Raw genomic sequence first — 24,335 nt, forward strand, 5'->3', positions numbered from 1 at the left:
GCGACCATGCAGCCTTCCGACCTGAGAAACCTCGACATCGCGATCGTCGGCGCGGGCTACGCCGGCGCCGCCGCCGCCAAGGCCCTGAGCCTCCTCGGCGCCACGGTCAACGTCTACGAGCAGGCGAGCGCCGTCCGCGAGGTCGGGGCCGGCATCGGCCTGCGGCCCTCCACGATGGACCGGTTCCGCCAGTGGGGCGTCTTCGACGCGATCGCCGCGGTCAGCTCGCCGAGCGACTACTTCGAGATCCTCACCGCCACCTCCGACCCGATCGCCAAGGAGGAGTGGCCGGAGATCGCGACCTACGGCGAGAAGACCCACCTGATCCACCGCTGCGACTTCATCGAGGCCCTGATGGGCGTGCTCCCCGAGGGCATGGTGCATCTCGGCCACAAGCTGGAGTCGATCGAGGACGAGGGCGACCGGGCCAGGCTGACCTTCGCGGGCGGCACGTCGGTCACCGCGGACCTGGTGGTCGGCGCCGACGGCATCAAGTCGGTCGTGCGCGCGCGGTTGTTCGGCGACAACCAGCCGGTCTTCTCCGGCGAGCACGCCTACCGCGCCGTGATCTCCGTGGCGGACGCGCGCGGCCTGGCCGTGGACGACAACCTGCGGATGTACATCGGCCGCGGCACCAAGGTCTACTTCCTGCCGCTGCGCCACCGCGACCAGGTCTCCTTCGACATCACCGCCCTCTGCCCCGACCCCACCTGGGCGCCGAAGGTCACCAGGGACGACCTGCTGAGGACCGTCGAGGGCTTCGACCCGCGGATCGTCGACATCACCCGCAACCTGGACCTGGCCACCGTCAACTGCCGCGCGGTCTACGACATCGACCCGGTGGACACCTGGCACTCGGACTCCGTCGTCCTCGTGGGCGACGCGGCCCACTCGATGCTGCACCACCAGGGCCAGGGCGCGAACTCGGCGATCCTGGACGCCGGCGCCCTCGCCGACGCGCTCAGGGAGGCCGGCTCGGTCAAGGAGGCGCTGGCCTCCTACCAGGCCGCCCGCAAGCCGGTGACCGACGAGCTGCAGCGGATCTCCCGCCAGGGCTGGACGGAGGACGAGATCAACGACGTCTTCCCCGGCCAGAAGCCGACCTCTCAGCGACCGCAGGACTGACGCCATGCCTCTGCATCCCGACATCGCCAAAGCCCTGGCCGCCATGCCGGCCCCGCCTCCAGGACCGCTCGACCCGGCCGCCATGCGCGCGGCCGAGGAGGCGGCCGTCCCGCCGCCGGCCGAGCGCCTGCCGCTGCACGCGGTGGAGGACGTCACCGCGCGCACCGCGCCGGGCGAGGTGCCCGTGCGGATCTACACCCCGGCCGACGCCGCCGCGTACGGCCTGCTCGTCTACTTCCACGGCGGGGCGTTCTTCCTCGGCAGCCTGGAGACGCACGACCACGTCGCGCGGTCCCTCGCGAAGGAGACCGGGCTCAAGGTGATCTCCGTCGGCTACCGCCGGGCGCCGGAGCACGCGTTCCCCGCCGGCCTCCAGGACTGCTACGGCGTGGTCCGCTGGGCCGCCGAGCAGGGCGAAAGCCTCGCCTGGGACGGCGGCACGCTCGCCCTCGCCGGCGACAGCTCGGGCGGCACGTTCGTCGCGGCGGTCGCCGCCATGGCGCACGACGACGGCTTCGACCGGATCACCCACCAGGTCATGTACTACCCGTCGCTCGACCTGGACTTCGACGTCGACCGTCACCCGTCGCTGCGTGAGAACGCCGTCGGCTACGGCCTGGAGACGGCGGGGCTCAAGCCGTTCAACGCCTTCTACCTCGGCAGCGGCGCCGATCCCGGCGATCCGCTGGTCTCGCCGATCAAGCGCGCCGATCTCACCGGGCTGCCGCCCGCGCTAATCGTCACCGGCGAGTACGACCCCATGCGCGACGAGGGCGAGCTCTACGGCCGGCGGCTGGCGGAGGCCGGCGTGGCCGCCCGGGTGAGCCGCTACCAGGGCGCGGGCCACGGATTCGTCCAGCACTTCTCCTGGATCCCCGACTACCACCGGGCCTTCGAGGAGACGGCCGGTTTCCTGCGGGGCGCGTCGTGACGCGCGTGCACCCGCTGGTCTCGCCGTGGGGCCGGTTCGGCCTCTACAGCTTCTTCCTCGACGCGCCCGAGCCGGCGATCGTGGACACGGGCATCGCGTCCTCGCCCGCCGAGGGCATGGTCCCCGCGCTGGAGGCGATCGGGCGGCGGATCGAGGACGTGCGCTGGATCCTGCTCACGCACGGCCACATCGACCACGTCGGCGGCGCGTACGCGCTGCGGGAGCTGACCGGCCGGCGGGCGCGGGTCGTCATCCATGAGGCCGACGCGCCGATGCTGCGCTCGCGGCAGGCCCACGTCGAGGAGTACCTGTCCGGTCGGGGCCGCTACCTGAACGACCCGGACGGCGCGGCCAGGGTCGCGGCGGCCACCGAGACGGTCATCTCCGGCGAGCTGGAGCCGGACGTGCTGGTCATGGGCGGTGAGACCATCCCGCTCGGCGGCGGCGTCACCGTGTCGGTGCACGCGATCCCCGGGCACACGCCGGGATCGGTGGCCTACGTGCTCGACGGCCAGGACGACGTGTTCGTGGGCGACGCGGTGCAGGTGCACGGGGCCGCCAACGGCTTCCCCGGCTACACCGATCCGGTCGCCTACCGGGCGAGCCTGGAGCGGCTGCGCGACGAGGTGCGCCCGCGGCGGCTTTACCTCGGGCATCCGTACCGGCGTGCGGACGGCGTCCCGTACGGCGTCGAGCTGGACGCAGGTCAGGCCCGCGAGGCGATCCAGGGGAGCCTGGACATCGAGGCCGGGGTCGGCGAGGCGGCCCGCCGCTGCCTGCGGGAGGGCCTGCGCGAGACGGGCTCGCCTTACTCGCCGTTCTCCCCGGTCGCCGAAGCCCTCGGCTACACCGGCGATCCCACGCTCGAACCGTCGCCGTTCTTCACCTCGATGCACGCCTACCGCACGCACAACTCATAAGACAAGGAACCATCCACCATGGCTGACATCCGGACGATCCAGGCCGGCTCGCAGCGGATCGCCGTGCGCAAGGACCTGCGGGTCCCGATGCGCGACGGGGTCACCCTCGCCGTGGACGCCTACCACGGCGAGGGTGACAGGCCGCGGCCCGCGCTGGTCGCGATGAGCGCGTACGGCAAGGAGCTGCAGGCCCTCGCCCTCACCACGCCGCCCCAGCGCCGCCCCTCCCCCATGTGGGACGGCTGCATCGAGGCCGGCGACATCGCCCGCGTGGTCAAGGAGGACTACGTCCACGTCATCGGCGACATGCGCGGCACCGGCGACTCCGGCGGCCAGATGATCGGCAACTACAACGCCGGCGGCGTGCCGCAGGGCCAGGACCTGTACGACCTCATCGAATGGGTCGCCGCCCAGCCCTGGTGCGACGGCAACGTCGGCATGATCGGCATCTCCTACTTCGGCTCCATGCAGGTGCTCGCCGCCGCCGAACGGCCCCCGCACCTGAAGGCGATCTTCGTGAGCGGCGGCCACTTCGACTTCTACGAGACCACCTATCACGGCGGCATCATGTGGTTCATGCCGCGGGCCGCCCGCGAGGGCCGCGGCGGCGACTCGGGCATCGCCCACACCGACGTGATCTCCCGCATGGCGCACGTGCACGCGCCGGAGGAGCTGGACCGCCTGGTCGAGGAGCGGTTGCGGGACCCAGACGTGGCCGCCTGGCCCAATCTCGTACACGTCCTGAAATATCCGAAAAACCGCGAGTTCTGGTTCGACATCGTGATGAACCCCCTCGACGGCCCCTGGTACGAGGAACGCAACCCCATCAACCTGGCCCGCAACATCGACATCCCGGTCTACCTGCAGATCGACCAGGGCCGCGGCTGGACCGTGGACGGCCACATCGAGCTGTTCCACGCCCTCAAGGGCCCCAAGAAGCTGGACATCGGCTCCTACCCGCCGATGCAGTCCCGCCCCTGGGTCGAGGAGCACGACAAGATGTTCCGCTGGTACGACCACTGGCTCAAGGGCGTCGACAACGGCGTCATGGACGAGCCGGCCGTCAGCGTCTTCGTCGAGGGCTCCCGCGAGGTCGTCACCGCCGGCACGTGGCCGCCCAAGCCGGTCGAGCACCGCTCGCTCTACCTGCGCCCGCGCCACAAGCTGTCGCCCGAGCCGGAGCTGATGGGCGCCGAGCACGCCGCCCCCGACGGCTTCTACCAGGCCCCGCTCACCGTCACCGACAAGGTCGCGACGGTGAGCTGGAGCACCGAGCCGTTCGAGCAGCCCACCGAGCTGATCGGCACCGGCGCGGCCCACCTGTTCGCCGAGATCGACCAGGACGACACCAACTTCATCCTGCGCCTGTGGGACGCCGCGCCCGACGGCGGGCGGCAGCTCATCACCACCGGCTATCTCAAGGCGTCGCACCGCGAGCTGGACGAGCGCACCACCGAGGGCGACCCGTACCACCCGCACACCCGCGCGGTCCCCGTCGAGCCGGGCGCCATCGAGGAGTACGTGCTGCGCCTCTACCCGTTCGCGGCCACCTTGCGCCCCGGCCATCGGCTGGTGGCGGAGCTGTCGAACGACGAGCCGCCGGCCGACGCGCACAACGCGCTGCTGCCGCCGGACGCCTTCCACCTGCCGGTGGGCCGCCCGGTCACGCACAAGATCTACCGCGACGCCGCCCACCCGTCGCGGCTCGTCCTGCCGTTCACCACGGAACCGGGCGACTGAGCCGGGGTCAGGCGGCGGGCGCCTGGTGGTAGACCGAGTGCCAGACCTCGTTGCGGATGCGGGAGAACTCCGGCGACAGCCGCAGCTCCTCGGTCCGCGGGTACGGCAGGTCCACGTCGATGACCCGGTGGATGCGGCCCGGCCGCGCCGCCATGACCACGACCCGGTTGGCCAGGTAGACGGCCTCGTCCACGTCGTGGGTGATGAACATGACCGTGCGCCGCTCCCTGCTCCAGGTGTCGAGGAGCTGGTCCTGGAGCTGGACGCGGGTGAGCGCGTCGAGGGCGCCGAACGGCTCGTCCATGAGCAGCACCTGCGGGTTGACCGCGTACGCGCGGGCGATGGCGCAGCGCTGCTTCATGCCGCCCGACAGGGTCTTGGGCAGCGCGTCGGCGAAGTCCGACAGCCCGACCAGCTCGATCGCGTGCTCGGCCCGCTTCGCCCGCTCGTCCGGCGGCAGGTTCATGAGCCTGAGCCCGAACTCGACGTTCTTGCGCACGCTCAGCCACGGGAACAGCGCGTACTGCTGGAAGATCACCCCGCGGTCGGGGCCGGGGCCGGCGACGGGCGCGCCGTCGAGCAGGATGTCGCCCGTCCCCGGCTCGGTCAGCCCGGCGGCCATGCTCATGAGCGTGCTCTTGCCGCAGCCCGACGGGCCGACGACGGTGACGAACTCACGGTCGGCGATGTCGAGGTCCACCCGGTCGAGGGCGAGGAAGTCGCCGCCCTTCAGCGGGAACGACTTCGACACGTTCCTGAAGGAGATCTTGGGGGTCATCGGCGCTCCTGCCATCCGGTCAGCCTGCGCTCGGCCAGCAGCAGGAGCCGGTCCATGACCAGGCCGAGCACGCCGATGCTGATCAGGCCGACGAAAATCGTGGGAAGGTCGTAGTAGAGCTGGGCCTGCTGCATCCGGTAGCCCAGCCCTTCCTGGGCGGCGATCAGCTCGGCCGCCACGAGGGTCCCCCAGGCCGCGCCGAGCCCGACGCGCATGCCGACGATGATGAACGGCGTCGAGGCCGGCACCACCACCTTCATGAAGATCGTCCGGTCGGACGCGCCCAGCACGCGGGCGGCGTTGATGAGCGTCTTGTCCACGTCGAGGACGCCCTGGAAGGTGGAGACCACGCTGGACAGGAACGCGGCCAGGAAGATGACGAACACCTTGGGCGTCTCGCCGATGCCCATCAGCAGGATGGCCAGCGGGATGATCGCCAGCGGCGGGATCGTGCGGAAGAACTGCACGTACGGCTCGATCAGCGCGCGGGCGGTGGCGTACCAGCCCATGAGGAAGCCGACCGGGACGGCCAGCGCCGTGCCCAGCACGAAGCCGGTGAAGACGCGGCGCAGGCTCGCGAGGACGTCGTTGACGAGGGTGCCGTCGGCGATGAGCTCGGCGCCCCGCCGCACCACCTCGATCGGCCCGGTCAGGCCCGTGATGCCGGACACGGACAGGCCGGTCCAGACGGCGAGTCCGGCGACCACGGCCGTCACGTTGAGCACGACCGTGCGGCCGGGGCGCGAGCGGCGGCGGCGCGGCGAGGCGGACGGTTCGGTCACGGTGGCGGCGGTCATGGCTCAGAGCTCTGCATGGTGTGGTGGTTCCTTCTCGGTACGGTTCAGGGGACGTCGGGGCGGAGATGGGCGGGGATCGAGGGCTCCTCGTGCAGGAGGAGGGCGATCGCGCCCATCGCGGAGGCGTTCACGCCGAGGTCCGCGGGGACGACGGCGATCTCGCGCGACGAGCGCGGCAGCGACCGCTCGGCGATGGCCGCGCGGATCGGGTCGAGGACCAGGCTGCCGAGCCCGGCCAGCTCGCCCCCGACCACGACGAGCGCCGGGTCGAGCTGGGTGACGGTGCCCGCCAGCACCCGCCCGAGGTCGGCCGCGGCCGAGGCGACGACCTCGCACACGGCGGGCACGCGGTCCTGCGCCGCGGCGACCAGCGCGTCCAGCGCGGGCAGCCGGACGCCGTGGGCGGCGCACCGCTCCAGCAGGCCCCGGCCGCCGATGTGCCCCTCCAGGCAGCCGCGCGAGCCGCAGTGGCAGGGCGGGCCCTCGGGGTCGAGGCAGACGTGGCCGAGCTCGCCGCCGGCGCCGTGCGCGCCGCGCATCAGCCGGCCGCCGGCGAGGAAGCCGCCGCCGACGCCGACCGACCAGCGCACGTAGACCATGTCGCGGACCGGCCTGGCGACCCCCCACGTCGCCTCGGCGAGCGCGGCCAGCCGGGCGTTGTTGTCCACGGCGAGCCGCACCCCGAACTCCTCGCCGAGCCGCCGGGCCAGCGGCAGGTAGCGGACGGGGACGACCGCGGTCTGCTCGCCGCCCACGGGGACGGGCGGCAGGTGGTCGTCGACCACGCCGACGAGGCCGAGCCCGATCGCCTCCAGGGCGCCCAGGCTCAGGCCGCGCTCGGCGGCGACGGCGCGGACCAGCCGCACCGCGCTCTCCGCCTCCTCCTCGGGGGCGGCCTCCTCGGGCAGGTCGGCCGAGGCCGTCGCGACCACCTGGTGTGCGGCGTTGGCGACGGCCAGGCGTACCCGGTTGCGTCCCAGGTCGAGGCCGAGGAGCAGGCCCGCGTCGGGGTTGAGCGAGACCAGCGCGGCCGGCCGGCCGCGTCCGCGCGGCTCCGCCGCCGAGCCCTCGGTCTCGATGACCATGCCGCGTTCGAGCAGCCCGGAGACGATCGCGAACATCGTGGTGCGGGACAGCCCGGTGCGCTCGGTGAGCTGGGCGCGGCTCAGCCCGCCGGCCGAGCGCAGCGCGGACAGTACGGCGTCCTCGTGCACCCGCCGCAGCCGTTGCAGGGCGTCAGTGGGGGTCGACATGGGTCCATTTTCCGGGCGGGCCGGCCGGTCAGCCGCCCGCTGCGGCGGTGTAGAGGTCGGTCGTGATGTACGTGGCCGGGTCGGGCGAGTCGGTCAGCTTGCCCATCGTGACGAAGAGGTCGGCCAGGCCCTTGTACCAGCCGGACACCGAGCCGTCCGCCATGAGCCCCTTCAGCTCGCTGGTCGGCAGGATCTTCGTCACGGCCGAGGAGCCCTTGAACTGCTCGGCGGGCGCCTTGAGGAACGTGGCGGTCAGCGTCTCGGCCTCGGTGGTGTTGGCCGCGACCCAATCGTTGCCCTGCTGGAGCACCTTGAGCACCTTGGTGACGGTGCCGGCGTCCTCGGTGACGATCTCGTTGCGGGCCACGAAGGAGCTGGGGAAGCTGAGCCTCGGGTAGAAGTCCTCGCTCTTGGTCAGCTCGACCAGGTCGGGCACGTTCTTCTTGATGGTGTCGATGAGCGGGTACCAGATGGCGGCCGCGTCGACCTGCTTGCCGCTGAAGGCCGTGACGACCGTGCTGGCGTCCATGTTGACCTTCTGCACGTCCTTGCCGGACAGCCCGGCCTCCTTGAGCGCCAGCTCCAGGATCATGTCGCCGGAGGTGCCCTCGGGGACGCCGATCTTCTTGCCCTTCAGGTCGGCGATCGAGGAGATGCCGGAGCCCGGGTAGGTGATGACGCGGTCGGCCTGGCCGAGCATGTTCGGCGCGATGATCTTGGCCTTGCCGCTCGCCGCCAGCCAGGTCGCGCCGGAGCCGATGTAGCCGAAGTCGAGGTCGCCCGCGCCCAGCGCCTGGATCTGCAGCGGGCCGTTGGTGAACACCTTCAGCTCCGGCTCCAGGCCGTTCTTGGCCCACAGGCCCTGCTTGTCGGCGGCGGCGAGCACGGCCGCGCCGGAGAAGTCGGCGATGTAGCCGATGCGCACCTTCTTGGGCTCGGCTCCTCCGCCCCCTGAGTCGGAGGAGCCGCACCCGGCGGCGGGCAGGAGGACGGCCAGCGCCGCGAGGACGGTGGCCAGGATGCGGGGACGCCTCATCGGCGGATCCTTTCTCGTTCTTGTTCGGGGGGTGACGTGGACGGCCTCAGCCCAGTTCGTCGGCGACGCCGTCCACGTCAGGGGCGCGGCCCTCGCCGATGTCGGCCATGTAGCTCATCCAGGTGTACGCGGGGTCGCCGCGGCGCAGCAGCTCGCGGTAGAGCCGCACGGTCAGGTCCCTGCGGACCGCCGCGTAGGCGGGCACGGCGTAGACGTTGCGCAGTTCGTGCGGGTCGCTGTCCAGGTCGTACAGCTCGTGCACGCCTTCGGGGTTGAACACCAGCTTGTGGCGGCGGTCCCGGAACATGCGCTGCGAGTAGGGGAAGTGGTGGCCGTGGAACTCGGTGGTCACCGAGTCCCGGCCTTCGGCGGGCGCGCCGGACAGCAGCGGCAGCAGGCTCTCGCCGTCGCACGGCTCCTGCGGCGGCAGCCCGGCCAGGTCGAGGATCGTGGGGTTGAGGTCGATCAGCGTCGCGAACGCGTCCACGGTGCGGGCCGGCGCGCCCGGCACCCGGATGATGCCGGGAATGCGGTAGATGTCCTCGTACATGGCCGGGCCCTTGTCGTTGAGCCGGTGGGCGCCGGTGAACTCGCCGTGGTCGGCCGTGAAGATCACCGCCGTGTCGTCCCAGAGGCCCAGCTCGCGCAGCGCGGACAGCAGCCGGCCGATCTGGGCGTCGATCAGCGAGACGTATCCCCAGTAGGCGGCGATCAGCTCGCGCCAGGCGTCGGCGTCGAAGTGGTCGGCCGACCAGTACTCCGAGTAGCGGCGCTGCACCTCCGGCTTGCCGTCGAAGGTCTCGGCCATGGACGCCGGCAGCGGCACGCTCCGGGGGTCGTACATGTCGTAGTACTCGTCGGGGATCAGGTACGGCAGGTGCGGGCCGTACCAGTGGCACGACAGCATGAACGGCCGGCCGGACTCGCGGAAGTCGCGGGCGTAGCGGTCGAGCAGCTCCAGCGTCTGGTCGGCGAGGAACGCCTCCATCGTGGCCTCCGCCGGCTGCCGCAACCGGCCGGCGATGAGGTGGCCGCGGCCGGTGCCGTTCGCGGCCTTGCCGAAGACCGGCCGCTCCACGGCGAACGGCGGGTGTCCCTTCTCCTTGAGCCACCGCTCGTACGACGGGTGGTGGAAGGGGTTGAGCGCGCCGGGCAGGTGCTCGCCGTCCATGCCGTAGTGCTCGGGCCCGTGCTCGCGGCCGATGTGCCACTTGCCGACGTGGCCCATGTTGTAGCCGACGGCCAGCAGCGGCGCGGACATGACCGGGTCGTGCTCGGCGACCTCGTCGCGGCCGCCGCCGTTGCGCTCCGGGTTGACCAGCAGGCCATGCCGGAACGGGTGGAGCCCGGTGAACAGCGAGGCGCGGGCCGGGGTGCAGATGGCGGTCGGCGTGTAGAACCGGTCGAAGCGCGTGCCCTCCGCAGCGAGGCCGTCCAGTGCGGGCGTGCGTATCACCGGGTTGCCGTAGCAGCCGAGGGTGTCCACCCGATGCTGGTCGGTCATCAGGAACAGGACGTTGCGTGGACTGGTCACTCATGCTCCGATCGCGATTTAGTACCGAGCCTTTACGTTAAAGGGGCGATCAGAGAGATCACAAGAGGGAGCGGGGTGGATTGTCCGCCTTTTTATTCCTGTCTCTTGACCTAAATCGGTGATCGTCGCCACACTGAGCGCTGACTCCCCCCGAGACAAGGAGACCCATGCGTCGTCCCCTCGCGACCCTCGCGGCAGCCGCGCTCGCGGCCACGCTGCTGGCCCCGGCGCCCGCCGCCAGGGCCGCCGACACCCCGGCCAACCTGGCGCTGACCGGCACGGCCACCGCGTCCAGCGTCGAGCTGGACCGCTCCGACTTCGTGGCCGCCCACGTCAACGACGGCGACAGCGCCACCCGCTGGTCGTCGAAGTACCAGGACGACAACTGGGTGCAGATCCAGCTCGCCCGGCCGGCCAAGGTCGACCACGTGAAGCTCACCTGGCCGAACGCCTGCGCCCGCGACTTCGTCCTGCAGACCTCGCCCGACGGCCGGACCTGGACCGACGTGGCCGCGCTCCAGCGCGACACCTGCCCGCGCACCGACGTCATCGACGTGCTCTCCGAGGAGCCCGTCGGGTACGTCCGCATGCAGGGCCGCAAGCGCTGGGCCGCCTACGGCTACTCGATCTCCGAGTTCGAGATCTGGGACGGGCCGCCCGCCGCCCCCGCGCCCACGCTCGGCCTGGTCCCGAAGCCGGTGTCCGTCACCGAGACCGGCGCCGCCCCGTTCACGCTGCACAAGAACACCCGCGTCCTCGCCCAGGGCGACGGCGCGCGGGCGCCCGCCGACTACCTGGCCCGGCTGCTGCGCCGCGCCACCGGCCAGACGCTCAAGGTCGCCGCGAACGGCCGCGGCCCCGCCCCGATCATCATCGAGGTCGGCGCCGGCAAGGGCCCCGAAGGCCACGAGGACGAGGGCTACACCCTGTCCGTCGCCGCCGGCGAGATCCGGCTGCGCGCCGCCACCCCGAACGGCGCGCTCAACGGCGTCCAGACGCTCCGCCAGCTCCTCCCGCAGTGGGTCGAGTCCAAGGAGGTCGTCGACACCGCGTGGACCGTGCCCGCCGTGGAGATCACCGACTACCCGCGCTTCGCGCACCGCGGCATGATGCTCGACGTCGCGCGCAGCTTCTACCCGGTCGAGGAGGTCAAGACCTACATCGACGCGGCCGCGCTGTTCAAGGTCAACCGGCTGCACCTGCACCTGACCGACGACCAGGGCTGGCGCATCGTGATCGACGACCCGGCGAGCAACCCGTCCGGCATCGACTACGGCCTGCTCACCCGGGTCGGCGGCGGCACCGCGATGACCGAGCGGGGCACCGAGCCCGGCATCACCGGCTTCTACACCAAGGCCGACTACGCCGAGATCGTCCGCTACGCCGGCGAGAACGGCATGACCGTGATCCCCGAGATCGACATGCCCGGCCACGTCAACTCGGCGCTGCACTCCGTCCCGCAGCTCAACACCGCCGGCTCCCAGCCGCGGCCCGCCGCCGGCCAGGCCACGGTCCCGCACAACGGCACCGGCGCCGTCGGCTACTCCTCCTTCGACGCGAGCAGCGCGGTCACGTACGAGTTCGTCGGGCACGTGCTGGCCGAGATCGCCGCCATGACGCCCGGCCCGTACCTGCACATCGGCGGGGACGAGGCGCACGTCACCAGCCACACCGACTACGTGAAGATGGTCGACGCCTTCACCGCCCGCGTGAAGGCGCTCGGCAAGACCGTCGTCGGCTGGAACGAGTACGCCGGCACCGCCCTGCCCCAGGACGACGCCGTCGTGCAGTTCTGGAGCGGCGACCGCAACGCCGTCGCGAACGCCGTGAGGAACCGCGGCGCCAAGGTCGTGCTGTCGCCGGCGGCGAACGCGTACTCGCCGCAGAAGCAGGACTCCCGGCAGCCGGACGGCGGCACCTGGGCGTGCGGCGGGCCGTGCGGCCTCGACCGGCACTACAACTGGGACCCGGGCACGTACATCCCCGGCATCCAGGAGAGCAGCGTGCTGGGCGTGGAGTCGGCCGTGTGGGGCGAGTTCATCCGCCGCGTGCCGCAGGCGCAGTACTACGCCTACCCGAGGCTCATCGCCACGGCCGAGGCCGGCTGGACGCCGCAGGCGCAGCGCGACTACGGCGACTTCAAGACCCGTCTGGCGAAGATGGGCGGCCGGCTGACCGTGCAGGGCACCAACTTCTTCCCCACGGCCGACGTGGCGTGGCGCACGGAGATCCTGTCCCCGGCGGTGACCGCCGGCACGGGCCGGCCCGCGGGCGCGACCTGGACCGTCACCGCCCCCGGCAAGGCCGCGGCCGACCTCGGCGCGGTCATCACCTGGAGCGACGGCGTCAAGGAGACCGCGACGCCGGTGACGGAGCGGGAGGCGAGCATCCCCGGGATGCGCGTCAACGCCGCCTTCACCGTCACCTCCACCAGGTCCTTCGACAAGGAGGGCGCCTACACCGGCATGCTCACCGTGCGCTCGCCCGGCGAGGCCCCGGTGACCGGCACGCTGGAGGTGACGGTCCGCTGACGCATGCCGGCGGTCCGCGTGGGTACCTGGGCGTCGTCGGACGGCCGTGAGTAGGGGGACGTGGACCGTCGTGCGCGCACTGATCGTGGAGACGGGCTTCAGCCGGGGAGCGCTCGCCGCCGTACGCGCGCTCGCCGCGGCGGGCTGGGAGGTCGGCGTCGGCGCTCCCACCGGCGCGGGCCTCGCGTCCTCGTCCCGTCACCGCCGCCGGCGCCACCTGGTGCCGGCGGCGCACGAGGACCGCGACGCCTTCCTCGCCGCCGTGCGGCGCACGGTCCGCGACCACGGCTACGACGTGGTCTTCGGCGCCGGCGAGGCCGAGGTGCTCGCGCTGTCCCTGCTCAGGGACCAGGTCGGGGCGATCGTGCCGCACGCGGGGCACCGGCGGGTCGTCCGCGCGATCGACAAGCAGGAGCTGTCCGAGGCGGCCGAGTCCGTGGGCATCCTGACGGCCCGCGCCCTCGACCCGTCCACGCTCGACCCGTCCGCGCCCGACCCGTCCACGCTCGCCCCTTCCACGCTCGACCCTTCCGCGCCCGCCCCGTCCGCCCTCGACCCTTCCGCGCCCGACCCTTCCGCGCCCGACCCTTCCGCGCCCGACCCTTCCGCGTTCGCCGGGGAGCGCCCGCCCCTGGTCGTCAAGTCCCGGCTGCACGCCCACCCGGAACGGCCGGGGGCGCCGCCCAGGATCGACACGCTCGTCGTGCCCGGGCCGGAGGCCGCCCGCCGCCGGGTGGACGAGGTGCGCAGGCTCGGCGGCGAGCCGCGCGTCGAGGAGTTCCACAAGGGACGCCTGATGGCCTACGCGGCCGTCACCGCCGTCGGCGGGCGGGTGGTGTGCGACTGCATGCAGGTGGCCTCGCGCATCTGGCCGCCGGGTGCCGGCGCGAGCTGCCGCGCCGAGACCGTACGGGTGGACCCCGCGATCAGCGGCCGCGCCGCCCGGCTGCTGGCCGCACTCGGCTGGTTCGGGCTCGCGCAACTGCAGTTCGTGGTGCCCGAGGACGGCCGGCCCCGGCTCATCGACCTGAACGGCCGCTTCTACGGCTCGATGGCCCTCGCCACCGCCGCCGGCGCCAACCTGCCCGCGGCCTGGGCCGCCCTCGCCGTCGGCCACGACGTGCCGCCGACGCGGGCCCGGCCCGGGGTGCGCTACCAGTGGCTGGAGGGCGACCTGCGGCGGGCGGCCGTGGAACGCCGGCACGGCCTGCTCCTCGACCTGGCCGGCACGCTCCGCTTCGCCGCGGGCGCCGTCCACAGCACCCTGTCGCTCCGCGACCCCGCTCCCGCCCTCGCCAGGATCAGGGCGATGGCCGCGGCGCGCGGGCGCTGATCCCCGTCACTTCACTCGAAGTCGTCGGGGTTGAGCTCCTTGAGCCGCTTGAACTCGGCGACTTCCTCGTCCTCCATCTCGACGTCCTCGACGTCCTCGTCCTCGTCCGTACGGTCCTTCTGCGGCTGTTCGGTCATGACGCCTCCCCCGAGTGCTCTCGCCGTTGCGGCTGCCCATCCGCTCCGAGCCGTAACCTGCCAGGACGCCGCGCCGCGCGCTCGATGATCTCCTGCTCGGTGAGCGGGTCGGGGGGATGGTGGCTCAGGCACTGCCGCGCCCGTACGAGCGCCTCGGGCACGCCGTCGCTCGCGGCGTAGAACTGCCCGGCCTCCAGCCGCCCCACCCGGTCGGCCCGGCCGCCCCGGGCCCGCGCCAGCCCTTTGACCACCTCAATCTGGGTGGGGCTGTTGATCCTGCCGATGAACTGCGTCGTCGCGTTGCCCGCGATGTGGTTGTGCAGGCCGCGCGGGGTCTGGGTGGCGAAGACCAGGCCGAGACCGTACTTGCGGGCCTGGGAGGCCAGGGTCAGCGTGCTCGCCAGCGCCTCGGTCTTCGGCGTCGCCGGTACGAGGGCCTGCGCCTCGTCCATCACGTACAGGCCGCTGAGCGGGCGGCCGCGCGCCGGATTCCGCCTGATCCAGGAGAACAGGGCCATCTGGAGCTGATTGACGAACGCCGGCCGCGCCTGGTCGCCGAGCCCGACGAAGCTGATGACGGAGACGCGGGCCCGCTTGCCCGGGGACGGGGTGAGCAACTGCGCCGGGTCCGCGGGCTCGCCGTGGCCCGCGAAGAGCGGATCGGTGATCGTCGCGGCGGTGAGGAGCTGGCCCAGCTCGGCGGCGAGCTGGTCCGCCCGGTCGATCTGGCTGACCTCCAGCGGCAGCGCGCCGAGCAGGCCGAGGAACGCGGCGAAGCTGCCGCCGCCCGAGCGGGCGAAGTGGGCCAGCGCCTGGCGGAGTATGGCCTTGCCCTTGCGTGCCTTGGCGCTCGCCCCGTCCACGTTCGCCCGGTGGGCGAGCGCCTCGACGGCCAGGGCGAGCGCCGTCTCCAGCTCGTCGCGGTCGTCGAGCACGGCCGCGAAGTCGGGAATCGGCTGGAACGTCAGCGGGCGTCCGCGCGAGCGGCCCGGCGTCCAGATCACGACCTCGGTCTCGGCGAAGTAGCGGGCCGCCTTGTCCACGTCCCCGTCGCCCCAGCCGGGCGGCGGGGCGGGCCAGGGGTCGCCCAGGCGGGCGAGGTCGTTGTTGGAGTCGAGCACGATCGACGACACCCCGAGCAGCGCGCACTCCTCGATGAGCCGCCGCAGGAACACGGTCTTGCCCGAGCCTGAACCGGCGAACACGGCGGTGTGGCGGGCGAGGGCGGCGAGTTTCAGTTCGAGCTCAGCACCGGTGTCCATACGCCTGCCAACCGGAACGACCGGCACAGGCCCACTTCTGGGCTCCGGTTCGCTCCCCACCGGCCGCGCAGGCTCCAGCCCGCTCCCTGGCTGCCGGGCAGACTCTGGACCGCTCCCTGGCTGCCGGGCAGGTTCCGGCGCGCTCCCTGCTGGGCGAGCGAGCCCCAACTCGCTCCCCACCGGCCGCGCCGACTCCGGGCCGCTTCCCGCCGGCCGTCCGGTCTCCGGGGCCGGCGGCTGCGGCGGTGGGGTCGGCTCCTGGGTGAGTGTGCCGAACAGAACGCTGAACAGCTCCGTGCCGCCGGCCGGGCGGCGGGCCCGTAGCCAGGTCTCGAACTCCGGGTCCCCGTCGGCCGCCATCTGCCGCAGCGCCGCGAAGACCCGCAGGTCGTCGCCCCGAACGGGAAGCGAGAGCCCGCCCCACTCCTTGAGCTCCGCCAGGCGGGCCCGCGTGACCGCGCCGTCCGACCACGCCTGGTTGCGCAGCACCACGAAACACCGGTCGGGCGTCTCCGGGCCCAGCCCGGACGCCACGATGCCATCCTTCAGCCGCTTCAGCGCAGAGATGTGGTGCGCCGCGCCGATCATCCGGAACGTCCAGTGCCGCTGGTACTCCGACTCCGGATTCAGCACCTGCCGCAGCCTGGCGTGCAGGCTGGGCCGGCGGCCCGGCGGCGGATCGACGGAGAAGGACTCGCCCGCCTTGTCCTGCTCCCTGATCCAGGCGTCGAGCCCCGCGGCGAGCAGGGAAGGAGCCAGCTCGTCCTCGTGCTCGGGATCGAACGCGGCCGACACGTCAGCCCGCCCGCGCAGGTCGGCGAAGCGCGCGTCCAGCCTCGCCAGGCTCGACTCCGGAACGACGGCGACGGCCTCGGCGGAAGAGGGCGGCGCGACGACCGGGTCCTCCCTGTCGAAACGTTCCAGGAGACGTACGACGCCGTCCGTCCGGCAGGCCGCGACGTGCGCGGCGATGAGCCGGAGCAGCGTCCTCGGCGTCCTGCCCGGCGCGGTCGCGAACGCGCCGGGGGCGACGGGCCAGGCCGGGTCGGGCGGGATGAAACCCGCCCGCGCGAAGGCGACCGCGAACCTGCGCTCGACCAGGTTCCTGGCGAGTTCCGGGCGCGCGATCGTGCCCAGGATCAGTGACGGCCGGAACCTGTCCTTCGCCGTGCCGATCGCCCGGTCACGGATCAGGCCCCACGACGAGGGCAGGCAGGCCACCAGGCACAACGTGCGGTGAGTGGCGTGCACCAGGGCCATGAGACCGCTCGCGACCTCGTCGATGACGTCCTTGCGCGGGCCGCCGTCGGGGACCGCGCCGGAGGCGGCGCGGGAGTGTTCGAGCAGCGCGTCGATCTGGTCCACCGCGATGACGCTGGGGCCGGTCAGCGCGAGGATCGTCGACAGCTCGACCACGATGTCGTGCGGCGCCTTGATCCCTCTGCTCATCCCCCAGGCCCCGCGGTCGCCTTCCTCGGCCTCCTCGGTGGACATCAGGTGATCGTGGGCGACGTCGAAGGCCGGGCCCGAGGCGACGGCGTAGAGGGCGAGCGCCCGGATCGTGTCGCGGCACCGCTGCAACCGCCGGTCCCGCCTCACCAGGCCGGCCACCAGGGCGTCGAGGTCCTCGCGGGTGATGTCCTTCCCGTCCTCGACGGCCGCGATCCGGTCCCCGGCCCCCGCGAGCGCGGCCAGGCCGCGCAGGGCCACCACCGCCTGGGCCGGGGTGTCCGGGCCCGCCGCCGAACGGCCGAGGTCGTCGACCATCGCGCCCGCCGTCCGCCGCCAGAAGTCGTCGCCCGCGCTGAAGTCCACCAGGAAGAAGTAGCCGCCGGCCCGCGCGATCTCGCCCCTGACCCAGCCGAGGAGATGCGTCTTGCCCGCGCCGCCCTCGCCCTGGATGACGACGCCGAGCGGGCTGGCGCTGGTGGCCTCGCCCGCCTCGTCGATGCCGTCGAGGATGAGCTGCTCCGCCCGCGGGTGCACGCCGCCGACGTGGAAAGGCGGCGGGTTCCAGGCGTGCTCGGCCATGGTCGTCCAGGTGAGGACCCTGGAGATGGCGCGCAGGGCCCGTTCCTCGTGCTCGTTCATCGCGCCTCCATGGCCAGCAGGTGCTTGCTCACGCCGCCGACGAGGACGGCCGCGTTCCTGTCCTCGTCGGTCAGGGTCTTCTGGTCGGCCTCCGGCGCCAGGTGGACGTCCGGGAGGAGTTCGAGCCGCCGCAGCGCCTCGTCGACCGCCTCGCGGGGGACGTCCCCCAGCTCCGCGCGCAGCCGGGTCAGGAGCACCCAGTCCTGCGGCTCGCGGGCCAGCCGCCAGTAGGCGTCGCGGATCGCCTCGGGCAGCTCGGCCGGGGCGGCGCCCTCGCGGGCCTTGAGTACGAACTCGGCGAGGCTCAGGTCCGCCGCGTCCAGATAGCCCTTGAGCAGGTGGAGCACGCCGTAGAGGGTGCGGCCGAGCGAACCGCCGCGATCCGGGGCGGAGCCGTCCAGCTCCGTCACGCACCAGGCCCAGCCGTCGTCGGTGAGCGTGTGAAGGTAGGACCTGCCGGGCTTCTCGCTCGTGACGAGGCCGCCCTTGTTGAGCCGGTGCCGGGGCTGCCCGTCGAGGGTGCAGCCGACGTGGGCCTTGAGCTCCGCGTTGGACGCCGTTCCGCCGAGCGTCATCAGGCCCAGGAGCACGGCGCGTTCGCGGGTGCCGAAGCCGGTGTTCTTCATGGTCAGCTCTCCTCGGATCGATCATCCACGACGGTGGTGAAGCCGGTCGCCATGAGCTCACGCCGGCCGTTGACCTCCCTGAGCGTGCCTGCGACCCGTACGGGGACCCGGTCGCGGTGCGCGCGGACGGCCACGTCGTAGTCCGCCTCGCCGGGCAGGCGCACCCAGATGACGGCGCGGCGCGGCTCGCCGTCCCCGATGGTCACCTGGCCGCGTACGTGGACGCGGAACCGGTCCTCGCCGTCGTCCACGAGCGCGCCGACGAGGCCCGTCACCGCGGCGCTCTCGTGGTGCAGTCGGCGCAGCCGGTGGCCGACGCGGCGCAGCAGGGTGCCGGTGCCCGGCTCGAAGACCACGCTCCGCGCGGGGACCTCGGCGGGCAGGGCGCGGGCCCAGCGGAAGCCGACCTCGAACCGGGCGCCGGGATCGGCTCCGGCGAAGCGGGCGAGCGCGAGGCACAGGTCGGCCGACACGCCGTCCCGTACGAGGTCGTCGAAGACGCTGACGTCGCCGGTTCCGCGCGCCTCGGCGGTGGCCTCGCGCAGGAGCAGCGCGGCGCGCTGAAGCAGGGTCAGGGCGCGGCGGGCCAGCGGAGGGTCGCCGCCGTCGTCCAGCGGGAGCCGTACGGTGAGGAGGTTCGAGGACGGCACGATCGGTCCGATCCGGACGCGCGCCAGCAGGTCGCGCACCGGTTTGGGAGCCGGGCCGTCGAACACCGGCCGGGGCCCGCCCAGCACGGCCCGCGCCGCCGCGCTCAGCACGGCGTGGGCGCTGGTCACGGCCGTGACGGCGTCCACCAGCCCGAGCTCCCCGCCCGCGGGGACGATGGGCGCGCGGTACCACTGGACGTCCGCCAGGGGCGAGCCGATGTCGGAGGCGATGTCCTCGGGCGCGCGGCCCTCCACCCGCGCGAGCAGCGACAGGATCTCCCTGATCCGGCGCGGCCCGTCGGCCAGGTGGTCCGTGCCGGGCACCAGGATCTCGTGGTCGCCGTCGTGCTCCCAGATCGCCGCGCCCCTCCAGGTCTCCGGCCGGCGGACCCAGCCGGTCGCGGCGAGATAGCTGCTGACGTCGGCGACCGACACGTTCCTCATCGGGCGGAGGGTTCCGTGGGCGCGCCGACGAGCTCGCGTAACGCGCGGACCGTGAGAACGTTCCCGAGCGGCACCTGGAGCGGCACCTTCCGCGCGGCGCTGGGGTCGGGGACGGGCCGGTCGTCCTCGAAACCGCGGTAGTAGCAGAGCCGGCTCAGCGTGAGCCCGTCGGTCTCCACGCGGGCGTACCGGTCGCTCTCCTGTGGGACCACGACGAGGAACAGGTAGCGCGGGACGAGAAACGGGCCGTCGACGAGCTTGTTGTACTGCACCTCGTTCAGCCCGCCGTAGTGCAGGACCGCGCCCTTGGACCGGGGGTCCGACCAGGACTTGATCTGCACCTCGATGGCGGGCGAGGAAATGTGGCCGGTCCTTCCCGGATATCGGAAGCCCAGGTCGATGCCGTCGTGGTCGAGGTCGTCCTGATAGACGAGGAGGCCCGCCGCCGAGGCGAGCACCCGCACATAGTCCTCGGCGAACTTGCCCTGATGATTTCGCTGGTCCAGCACGCAGTCTCCCTCGTCCGCCGACCGCCCGACGCAGAAGAGTAGCGGCAAAAGGGGACGCTCTTCCTTCCTTTCTTCATGGTCGTCCTCCGTGGGTGGCGGGCCCGCATCCACGGACTGTTCGCGCGCGCCCCGGACGGCGTTCACCCGCCGTTCGATCCGCTCCCCAAAGCTTGCGGCCCGGCACCCTCATTGCACGCACGAGAGGCTTCACCGTGAGCAAGAACAAGGCCGAGCAGGCCGAACAGGCCGAGGCGGCCCGGCTCTCCCGCCGGCGGCTGGTCAAGTACGCCGGCGTCGGCGCCACCCTGGCCGCGGCCGCTCCTCTGATCGGCGGCACCCCCGCCCAGGCCGACGACGAGCGCAGGTTCGGCAACGGCGGCGGCAACGGCCGCAGGTGGCGGGCCGGCGACCACCACATCCACTCCGAGTACAGCGGCGAGTTCGACACCAAGACCAGCCCGCCCATCTTCCACAAGGGCGCGGACGCGGTCTACCCGATCGTCACCAACGCGATCATGGCCAAGCACTTCGGCCTGACCTGGGCGATGTGCACCGACCACGGCGGCCCCACCCACTCCAAGGTGAACCTGGAGCAGGCGTATCCCGACCTGCTGCGTTCGCGGGTGCTGGTGCCCGAGGTGCTGCAGTTCTGGGGCATGGAGTTCGACGCGCCGGCGCTCGACCACCACACCCTGATGATCCCGCACCACGACGGGGAGGCGCAGCAGCTGTTCGAGCTGGAGAGCCGCTTCGCCAAGCACGACGCCTTCCCGGCCGACCCGGGCCGCGACACCGAGGCCAAGATGGTGGAGTTCCTGAAGGCCGCCCGCGACATGCGGCAGAAGCCGCTGGTCATCGCCCACCACGCCTCGCGCTCGGCGACCGGGCTGGGTGTGTGGGGCCAGGACACGCCGCGCGAGTTCCGCAACGGCAACAACGTCGCCCCCGACGTGTACGTCGGCTTCGAGGGCGCCCCCGGCCACCAGGCCGGCCCGCTGAACGGCGGCGCGCGCGGCGGCTACGGCAACCACCCCACGTACGGCGGCTTCGACCAGATGACCGCCCGCGTCGGCGGCCTGTGGGACTCCCTGCTCGGCGAGGGCCGGCACTGGTGGATCACCGCCACCTCCGACTCCCACGTGCACTGGACCCGTGGCGGCTCCGACTTCTGGCCGGGCGAGTACAGCAAGACGTACGTGATGGCCCGCCAGGACTACGGCGACGTCATGGACGCCCTGCGGGGCGGCCGGATCTTCGTCACGACCGGCGACCTGGTCACCGCCCTGGACGTCACCGCGAGCGCCCAGGGCCGTTCCGCCACCGTGAGCGAGACGCTGGTCCTCAGCAACCGGGGCCGGGGCGACGTCGAGGTGGAGATCCGCTTCCGCCCGCTGAACGGCGTCAACGGCAACGGCGACCGCCCCGAGGTCCGGCGCGTCGACCTCATCGCCGGCCAGGTCACGGGGGTCAGCGCCGACCTCGACGCGGCCACCAACCCCACCACCAAGGTCGTCGCCCGCTTCGGCCCGAACGACTGGCGCCGTCAGGGCCAGGACATGGTCATCCGCCACACCCTGCGCGACGTGGGCCAGGACAGCTACCTCCGGGTGCGCGGCACCAGCACCGACGAGATGGAGCCGCTCGCGGACGGCAAGGAGAGCCCCTGGCAGGACCTCTGGTTCTACTCCAACCCGGTCTTCATCCGGGTCCGCTGACCCCCCGGTCGGCCGGGACGCGGCCGGCGGCGGGGGCCGGGCTCCGCCGCCGTCCCACCCGTCGTCCGCCGCCGGGTAATGATTTCGGCAGAGTGCCGGGGCGGGTTCTTCTCACTTCTGGCCTAACCGTAAGGTGAGCACGGATCACCGCAATGAGGTCGGGAGCACATGTTGCACGAGAAACTGTCGTCGATCTACGACAACGTCCTGCGCCGCAACCCTGGGGAGGTCGAGTTCCACCAGGCGGTGCGCGAAGTGCTCGATAGCATCGGCCCGGTTCTCGGCAAACACCCCGAGTACGCCGAGTCGAAGATCATCGAGCGCATCTGCGAGCCCGAGCGGCAGATCATCTTCCGCGTGCCGTGGCTCGACGACAGCGGCGAGGTGCAGATCAACCGTGGCTTCCGGGTCGAGTTCAACAGCGCGCTGGGTCCTTACAAGGGCGGGCTGCGCTTCCATCCCTCGGTCTACCTGGGGATCGTCAAGTTCCTGGGCTTCGAGCAGATCTTCAAGAACAGCCTGACGGGCCTGCCGATCGGCGGCGGCAAGGGCGGGTCCGACTTCGACCCCAAGGGCCGCTCCGACCGCGAGGTGATGGCCTTCTGCCAGAGCTTCATGACCGAGCTCTACCGGCACATCGGCGAGTACACCGACGTGCCCGCCGGTGACATCGGCGTCGGCGGCCGGGAGATCGGCTACCTGTTCGGCCAGTACAAGCGCATCACGAACCGCTACGAGTCGGGCGTCATCACCGGCAAGGGCCTGGCGTACGGCGGCGCGCAGGTGCGGACCGAGGCCACCGGCTACGGCTGCACGTTCTTCGTGGAGGAGATGCTGAAGGCACGCGGCACGTCGTTCGACGGCAAGCGGGTCGTGGTCTCCGGCTCCGGCAACGTCGCCATCTACACGATCGAGAAGATCGAGCAGCTCGGCGGGCTCGTGGTGGCCTGCTCCGACTCCTCCGGCTACGTCGTGGACGAGAAGGGCATCGACCTGGCGCTGCTCAAGCACATCAAGCAGGTCGAGCGCGGCCGGCTGGACACGTACGCGGCGCGCCGCGGCGACCACGTGTCCTTCGTGCCGGGCCGCAGCGTGTGGGAGGTGCCCTGCGAGGTGGCGATGCCGTCCGCCACGCAGAACGAGATCACCGGCCGCGACGCCGCGTTCCTGGTGCAGAACGGCTGCATCGCGGTCGGCGAAGGCGCCAACATGCCGACCATGCCCGAGGGCATCAAGGTGTTCCTGGACGCGGGGGTCGCGTTCGGGCCGGGCAAGGCCGCCAACGCGGGCGGCGTGGCCACCAGCGCGCTGGAGATGCAGCAGAACGCCAGCCGCGACTCGTGGACGTTCGAGTTCTCCGAGCACCGGCTGCAGGAGATCATGCGCGACATCCACGCCCGGTGCCTGCAGACCGCCGACGAGTACGGCATGCCCGGCGACTACGTGGCCGGCGCCAACATCGACGGCTTCCGCCGGGTCGCCGACGCCATGCTGTCACTCGGCCTGATCTGAAGCGTCAGGCGAAGGGCCGTCCGCGTCGCGCGGGCGGCCCTTCGCCATTGACATGGTGATCATGGACCTTGCATACTCCCATCAGACGCTTCAAAAGAGGCTGTCAAAAACCCTCCCGACCCCCGGGCCCTAATTCCCCCTCACCTTTCGCCGGCCCGGGTTCCTGCATTTTCCGCCAGCATCACAAAGACGCAGGGAGTGACATCTCGAAATGGCTTCGGGAGTGTTAGGGCGTGCCCTTCGACGGGGATCCGCCGCGGCGGCAGCCGTCATTCTGCTGACGGCGACGAGCGCCGACCCGGCGTTCGCCCACTGGAACGGCACCGGCCAGGACATCGCCAGCATCCACATGCGCCCGTACAGCTACAACAGCACGTGGCAGACGCCGATGAACAAGGCGCTCGCCAACTGGAACGCGACGTCGAGCCCCGCCAATTTCTACAAGAACTCGAATTCCGGCTCGACCATCACGGTGAAGTCCTACAGCAACACCTGGTACGGCAACTATCAGCGGTGCGGCGGGATGTGCATGTACGTCCGGCTGAACTCGCGCACGATAAACCGGGACGCCTCGAACTTCTCCAATTTCGTCACCAGCACGCTGGTCCACGAGTTCGGGCACGCGCTGAATCTCGCGCACAACTCGACCACGTCCATCATGAACAGAAGCCGCAACCGTAACTCGATGACGAAACCCTCGTCGCACGATGTCGCCGACGTCAACGCCTACTACTGAAGGAGGCCGCAGGATGCTACGGCGTCTTGGCGCACTCGTCCTGACCGCGTTGTTCGTCACCGCGTGCGCCGCCCATCAGGAGCCCGTGCTCTACCGGGCCGACTATCCGGAGTACGAGAACGCCGACGCGCTCTTCGACCGGGCGAACCTGGTCGTCGAGGCCCGCATCGTCGGCGAGCCGCGCTACCTGCAAGAAGTGTCTGAGCCCGACCCCGCGGAGACGGATCCGCGGCTGAATCCCATGGCGGGAGCCCCCGCCGCGGTGGCCGCCCAGCCCGACGCCCCGCCGATGGTCATCACCGTCTACACCGCCGAGGTGCTGAAGGTGTACAAGGGCGAGGCCCAGGTGGGGCAGAAGGTCGAGGTCAAGGAGCTCGGCGGCGTCTTCGACGGCGTGACGTACGAGGAGGAGCACACCACGGCGCTGAACGAGGGCAGCGGGTACGTCCTGTTCCTGGAGACCTACCCCGACTCCCCGGCGGCGCTGCTCAACCCCGTCCAGGGCAAGTATCCGCTGGACAGCGCCAACAACCCGGCGCCGCTGCCGGAGAACACCGTCAAGCTGACGCGCAACCAGCTGGAGACGATGTCCTGAACCGCCGTGACGTGCTGATCGTGGCCTCGGCGGCGGCCGTGACCCTTGCCGTGTCGTGGGGCCGCGGGCGGGGGGACCGG

The 24,335-nt window shown here is 72.0% G+C and carries 20 protein-coding genes; 10 read left to right on the top strand and 10 right to left on the bottom strand.

The window, feature by feature from the left end:
- Positions 1 to 6 precede the first annotated feature (6 nt).
- From ACBR40_RS09760 to ACBR40_RS09775, 4 genes are read left to right on the top strand one after another with little or no spacing between them, the layout of a single operon-like run.
- Entirely contained in the window at positions 7 to 1,125 is a 1,119-nt protein-coding gene (locus ACBR40_RS09760; protein WP_371248415.1) for an FAD-dependent oxidoreductase, read from the top strand.
- A gap of 4 nt (positions 1,126 to 1,129) precedes the next feature.
- On the top strand, positions 1,130 to 2,056 hold the full coding sequence (locus tag ACBR40_RS09765; RefSeq protein WP_371248416.1) for an alpha/beta hydrolase: 927 nt from the start codon (positions 1,130 to 1,132) through the stop codon (positions 2,054 to 2,056).
- Entirely contained in the window at positions 2,053 to 2,976 is a 924-nt protein-coding gene (locus ACBR40_RS09770; protein ID WP_371248417.1) for an MBL fold metallo-hydrolase, read from the top strand. Before ACBR40_RS09765 ends, ACBR40_RS09770 begins: the two co-directional genes overlap by 4 nt.
- Positions 2,977 to 2,994: 18 nt before the next feature.
- Positions 2,995 to 4,716: a CocE/NonD family hydrolase gene (locus ACBR40_RS09775; protein WP_371248418.1), complete on the top strand. Its 1,722-nt coding sequence runs from the start codon at positions 2,995 to 2,997 to the stop codon at positions 4,714 to 4,716.
- 7 nt (positions 4,717 to 4,723) lie between these two features.
- Here the strand turns inward: ACBR40_RS09775 and ACBR40_RS09780 are convergent, their stop codons facing one another.
- From ACBR40_RS09780 to ACBR40_RS09800, 5 genes are read right to left on the bottom strand one after another with little or no spacing between them, the layout of a single operon-like run.
- Positions 4,724 to 5,494 carry an ABC transporter ATP-binding protein gene (locus ACBR40_RS09780; RefSeq protein WP_344206958.1) on the bottom strand — a complete coding sequence of 257 codons (771 nt, stop codon included), beginning with the start codon at positions 5,492 to 5,494 and terminating at the stop codon, positions 4,724 to 4,726.
- Positions 5,491 to 6,291, bottom strand: a complete 801-nt coding sequence (locus ACBR40_RS09785; protein ID WP_371248419.1) for an ABC transporter permease — start codon at positions 6,289 to 6,291, stop codon at positions 5,491 to 5,493. The genes ACBR40_RS09780 and ACBR40_RS09785 overlap by 4 nt, the downstream gene beginning before the upstream one ends.
- A gap of 44 nt (positions 6,292 to 6,335) precedes the next feature.
- On the bottom strand, positions 6,336 to 7,544 hold the full coding sequence (locus ACBR40_RS09790) for an ROK family protein (RefSeq protein ID WP_371248420.1): 1,209 nt from the start codon (positions 7,542 to 7,544) through the stop codon (positions 6,336 to 6,338).
- A 28-nt stretch (positions 7,545 to 7,572) separates the two neighbouring features.
- Complete coding sequence (locus ACBR40_RS09795) at positions 7,573 to 8,580, bottom strand: aliphatic sulfonate ABC transporter substrate-binding protein (RefSeq protein WP_344206955.1); 1,008 nt, start codon at positions 8,578 to 8,580, stop codon at positions 7,573 to 7,575.
- Positions 8,581 to 8,626: 46 nt separating this feature from the next.
- Positions 8,627 to 10,114 (bottom strand): sulfatase-like hydrolase/transferase, encoded by a 1,488-nt coding sequence (locus ACBR40_RS09800; RefSeq protein ID WP_371248421.1) that lies wholly within the window; start codon positions 10,112 to 10,114, stop codon positions 8,627 to 8,629.
- A 167-nt stretch (positions 10,115 to 10,281) separates the two neighbouring features.
- Here ACBR40_RS09800 and ACBR40_RS09805 point away from each other — a divergent pair, with 167 nt between their 5' ends.
- Together ACBR40_RS09805 and ACBR40_RS09810 are read left to right on the top strand one after the other, a co-directional pair.
- Positions 10,282 to 12,645 carry a family 20 glycosylhydrolase gene (locus tag ACBR40_RS09805; protein WP_371248422.1) on the top strand — a complete coding sequence of 788 codons (2,364 nt, stop codon included), beginning with the start codon at positions 10,282 to 10,284 and terminating at the stop codon, positions 12,643 to 12,645.
- A 70-nt stretch (positions 12,646 to 12,715) separates the two neighbouring features.
- Positions 12,716 to 13,978 (top strand): ATP-grasp domain-containing protein, encoded by a 1,263-nt coding sequence (locus ACBR40_RS09810; RefSeq protein ID WP_371248423.1) that lies wholly within the window; start codon positions 12,716 to 12,718, stop codon positions 13,976 to 13,978.
- A gap of 11 nt (positions 13,979 to 13,989) precedes the next feature.
- Here the strand turns inward: ACBR40_RS09810 and ACBR40_RS09815 are convergent, their stop codons facing one another.
- The 5 genes from ACBR40_RS09815 to ACBR40_RS09835 are packed head-to-tail and all read right to left on the bottom strand — an operon-like array spanning position 13,990 to position 19,697.
- Positions 13,990 to 14,115: a hypothetical protein gene (locus ACBR40_RS09815; RefSeq protein WP_329591677.1), complete on the bottom strand. Its 126-nt coding sequence runs from the start codon at positions 14,113 to 14,115 to the stop codon at positions 13,990 to 13,992.
- Positions 14,112 to 17,468 (bottom strand): helicase HerA domain-containing protein, encoded by a 3,357-nt coding sequence (locus ACBR40_RS09820; protein WP_371248424.1) that lies wholly within the window; start codon positions 17,466 to 17,468, stop codon positions 14,112 to 14,114. Before ACBR40_RS09820 ends, ACBR40_RS09815 begins: the two co-directional genes overlap by 4 nt.
- Positions 17,465 to 18,094 (bottom strand): hypothetical protein, encoded by a 630-nt coding sequence (locus ACBR40_RS09825; RefSeq protein ID WP_371248425.1) that lies wholly within the window; start codon positions 18,092 to 18,094, stop codon positions 17,465 to 17,467. Before ACBR40_RS09825 ends, ACBR40_RS09820 begins: the two co-directional genes overlap by 4 nt.
- 2 nt (positions 18,095 to 18,096) lie before the next feature.
- On the bottom strand, positions 18,097 to 19,188 hold the full coding sequence (locus tag ACBR40_RS09830; RefSeq protein ID WP_371248426.1) for a hypothetical protein: 1,092 nt from the start codon (positions 19,186 to 19,188) through the stop codon (positions 18,097 to 18,099).
- Positions 19,185 to 19,697 (bottom strand): DUF4365 domain-containing protein, encoded by a 513-nt coding sequence (locus ACBR40_RS09835; protein WP_371248427.1) that lies wholly within the window; start codon positions 19,695 to 19,697, stop codon positions 19,185 to 19,187. The genes ACBR40_RS09830 and ACBR40_RS09835 overlap by 4 nt, the downstream gene beginning before the upstream one ends.
- Positions 19,698 to 19,909: 212 nt before the next feature.
- Between ACBR40_RS09835 and ACBR40_RS09840 the strand changes: the two genes are divergently transcribed.
- The 4 genes from ACBR40_RS09840 (at position 19,910) to ACBR40_RS09855 (ending at position 24,255) form a co-directional block, all read left to right on the top strand.
- Complete coding sequence (locus ACBR40_RS09840) at positions 19,910 to 21,412, top strand: phosphoesterase (RefSeq protein WP_371248428.1); 1,503 nt, start codon at positions 19,910 to 19,912, stop codon at positions 21,410 to 21,412.
- A 168-nt stretch (positions 21,413 to 21,580) separates the two neighbouring features.
- Positions 21,581 to 22,924, top strand: coding sequence for an NADP-specific glutamate dehydrogenase (gene gdhA / locus ACBR40_RS09845; RefSeq protein WP_344206946.1), 1,344 nt, complete (start codon positions 21,581 to 21,583; stop codon positions 22,922 to 22,924).
- Positions 22,925 to 23,135: 211 nt separating this feature from the next.
- A complete protein-coding gene (locus tag ACBR40_RS09850) occupies positions 23,136 to 23,660 on the top strand; it encodes a hypothetical protein (protein WP_371248429.1) in 525 nt (174 codons plus the stop codon).
- 13 nt (positions 23,661 to 23,673) lie between these two features.
- Positions 23,674 to 24,255 carry a hypothetical protein gene (locus ACBR40_RS09855; protein WP_364460067.1) on the top strand — a complete coding sequence of 194 codons (582 nt, stop codon included), beginning with the start codon at positions 23,674 to 23,676 and terminating at the stop codon, positions 24,253 to 24,255.
- The last annotated feature ends 80 nt before the right edge of the window (positions 24,256 to 24,335 follow it).

The organism is Nonomuraea sp. AD125B (assembly GCF_041402765.1).
In the GTDB taxonomy this organism is placed as follows: domain Bacteria; phylum Actinomycetota; class Actinomycetes; order Streptosporangiales; family Streptosporangiaceae; genus Nonomuraea; species Nonomuraea bangladeshensis.

Coding starts and splice junctions, on each gene's coding strand:
- ACBR40_RS09805 (WP_371248422.1), top strand. CDS start 10,282: ATGCGTCGTCCCCTCGCGACCCTCGCGGCAGCCGCGCTCGCGGCCACG.
- ACBR40_RS09830 (WP_371248426.1), bottom strand. CDS start 19,188: ATGAGGAACGTGTCGGTCGCCGACGTCAGCAGCTATCTCGCCGCGACC.
- ACBR40_RS09780 (WP_344206958.1), bottom strand. CDS start 5,494: ATGACCCCCAAGATCTCCTTCAGGAACGTGTCGAAGTCGTTCCCGCTG.
- ACBR40_RS09820 (WP_371248424.1), bottom strand. CDS start 17,468: ATGAACGAGCACGAGGAACGGGCCCTGCGCGCCATCTCCAGGGTCCTC.
- ACBR40_RS09760 (WP_371248415.1), top strand. CDS start 7: ATGCAGCCTTCCGACCTGAGAAACCTCGACATCGCGATCGTCGGCGCG.
- ACBR40_RS09815 (WP_329591677.1), bottom strand. CDS start 14,115: ATGACCGAACAGCCGCAGAAGGACCGTACGGACGAGGACGAGGACGTC.
- ACBR40_RS09795 (WP_344206955.1), bottom strand. CDS start 8,580: ATGAGGCGTCCCCGCATCCTGGCCACCGTCCTCGCGGCGCTGGCCGTC.
- ACBR40_RS09825 (WP_371248425.1), bottom strand. CDS start 18,094: ATGAAGAACACCGGCTTCGGCACCCGCGAACGCGCCGTGCTCCTGGGC.
- gdhA (WP_344206946.1), top strand. CDS start 21,581: ATGTTGCACGAGAAACTGTCGTCGATCTACGACAACGTCCTGCGCCGC.
- ACBR40_RS09850 (WP_371248429.1), top strand. CDS start 23,136: ATGGCTTCGGGAGTGTTAGGGCGTGCCCTTCGACGGGGATCCGCCGCG.
- ACBR40_RS09785 (WP_371248419.1), bottom strand. CDS start 6,291: ATGACCGCCGCCACCGTGACCGAACCGTCCGCCTCGCCGCGCCGCCGC.
- ACBR40_RS09765 (WP_371248416.1), top strand. CDS start 1,130: ATGCCTCTGCATCCCGACATCGCCAAAGCCCTGGCCGCCATGCCGGCC.
- ACBR40_RS09790 (WP_371248420.1), bottom strand. CDS start 7,544: ATGTCGACCCCCACTGACGCCCTGCAACGGCTGCGGCGGGTGCACGAG.
- ACBR40_RS09775 (WP_371248418.1), top strand. CDS start 2,995: ATGGCTGACATCCGGACGATCCAGGCCGGCTCGCAGCGGATCGCCGTG.
- ACBR40_RS09855 (WP_364460067.1), top strand. CDS start 23,674: ATGCTACGGCGTCTTGGCGCACTCGTCCTGACCGCGTTGTTCGTCACC.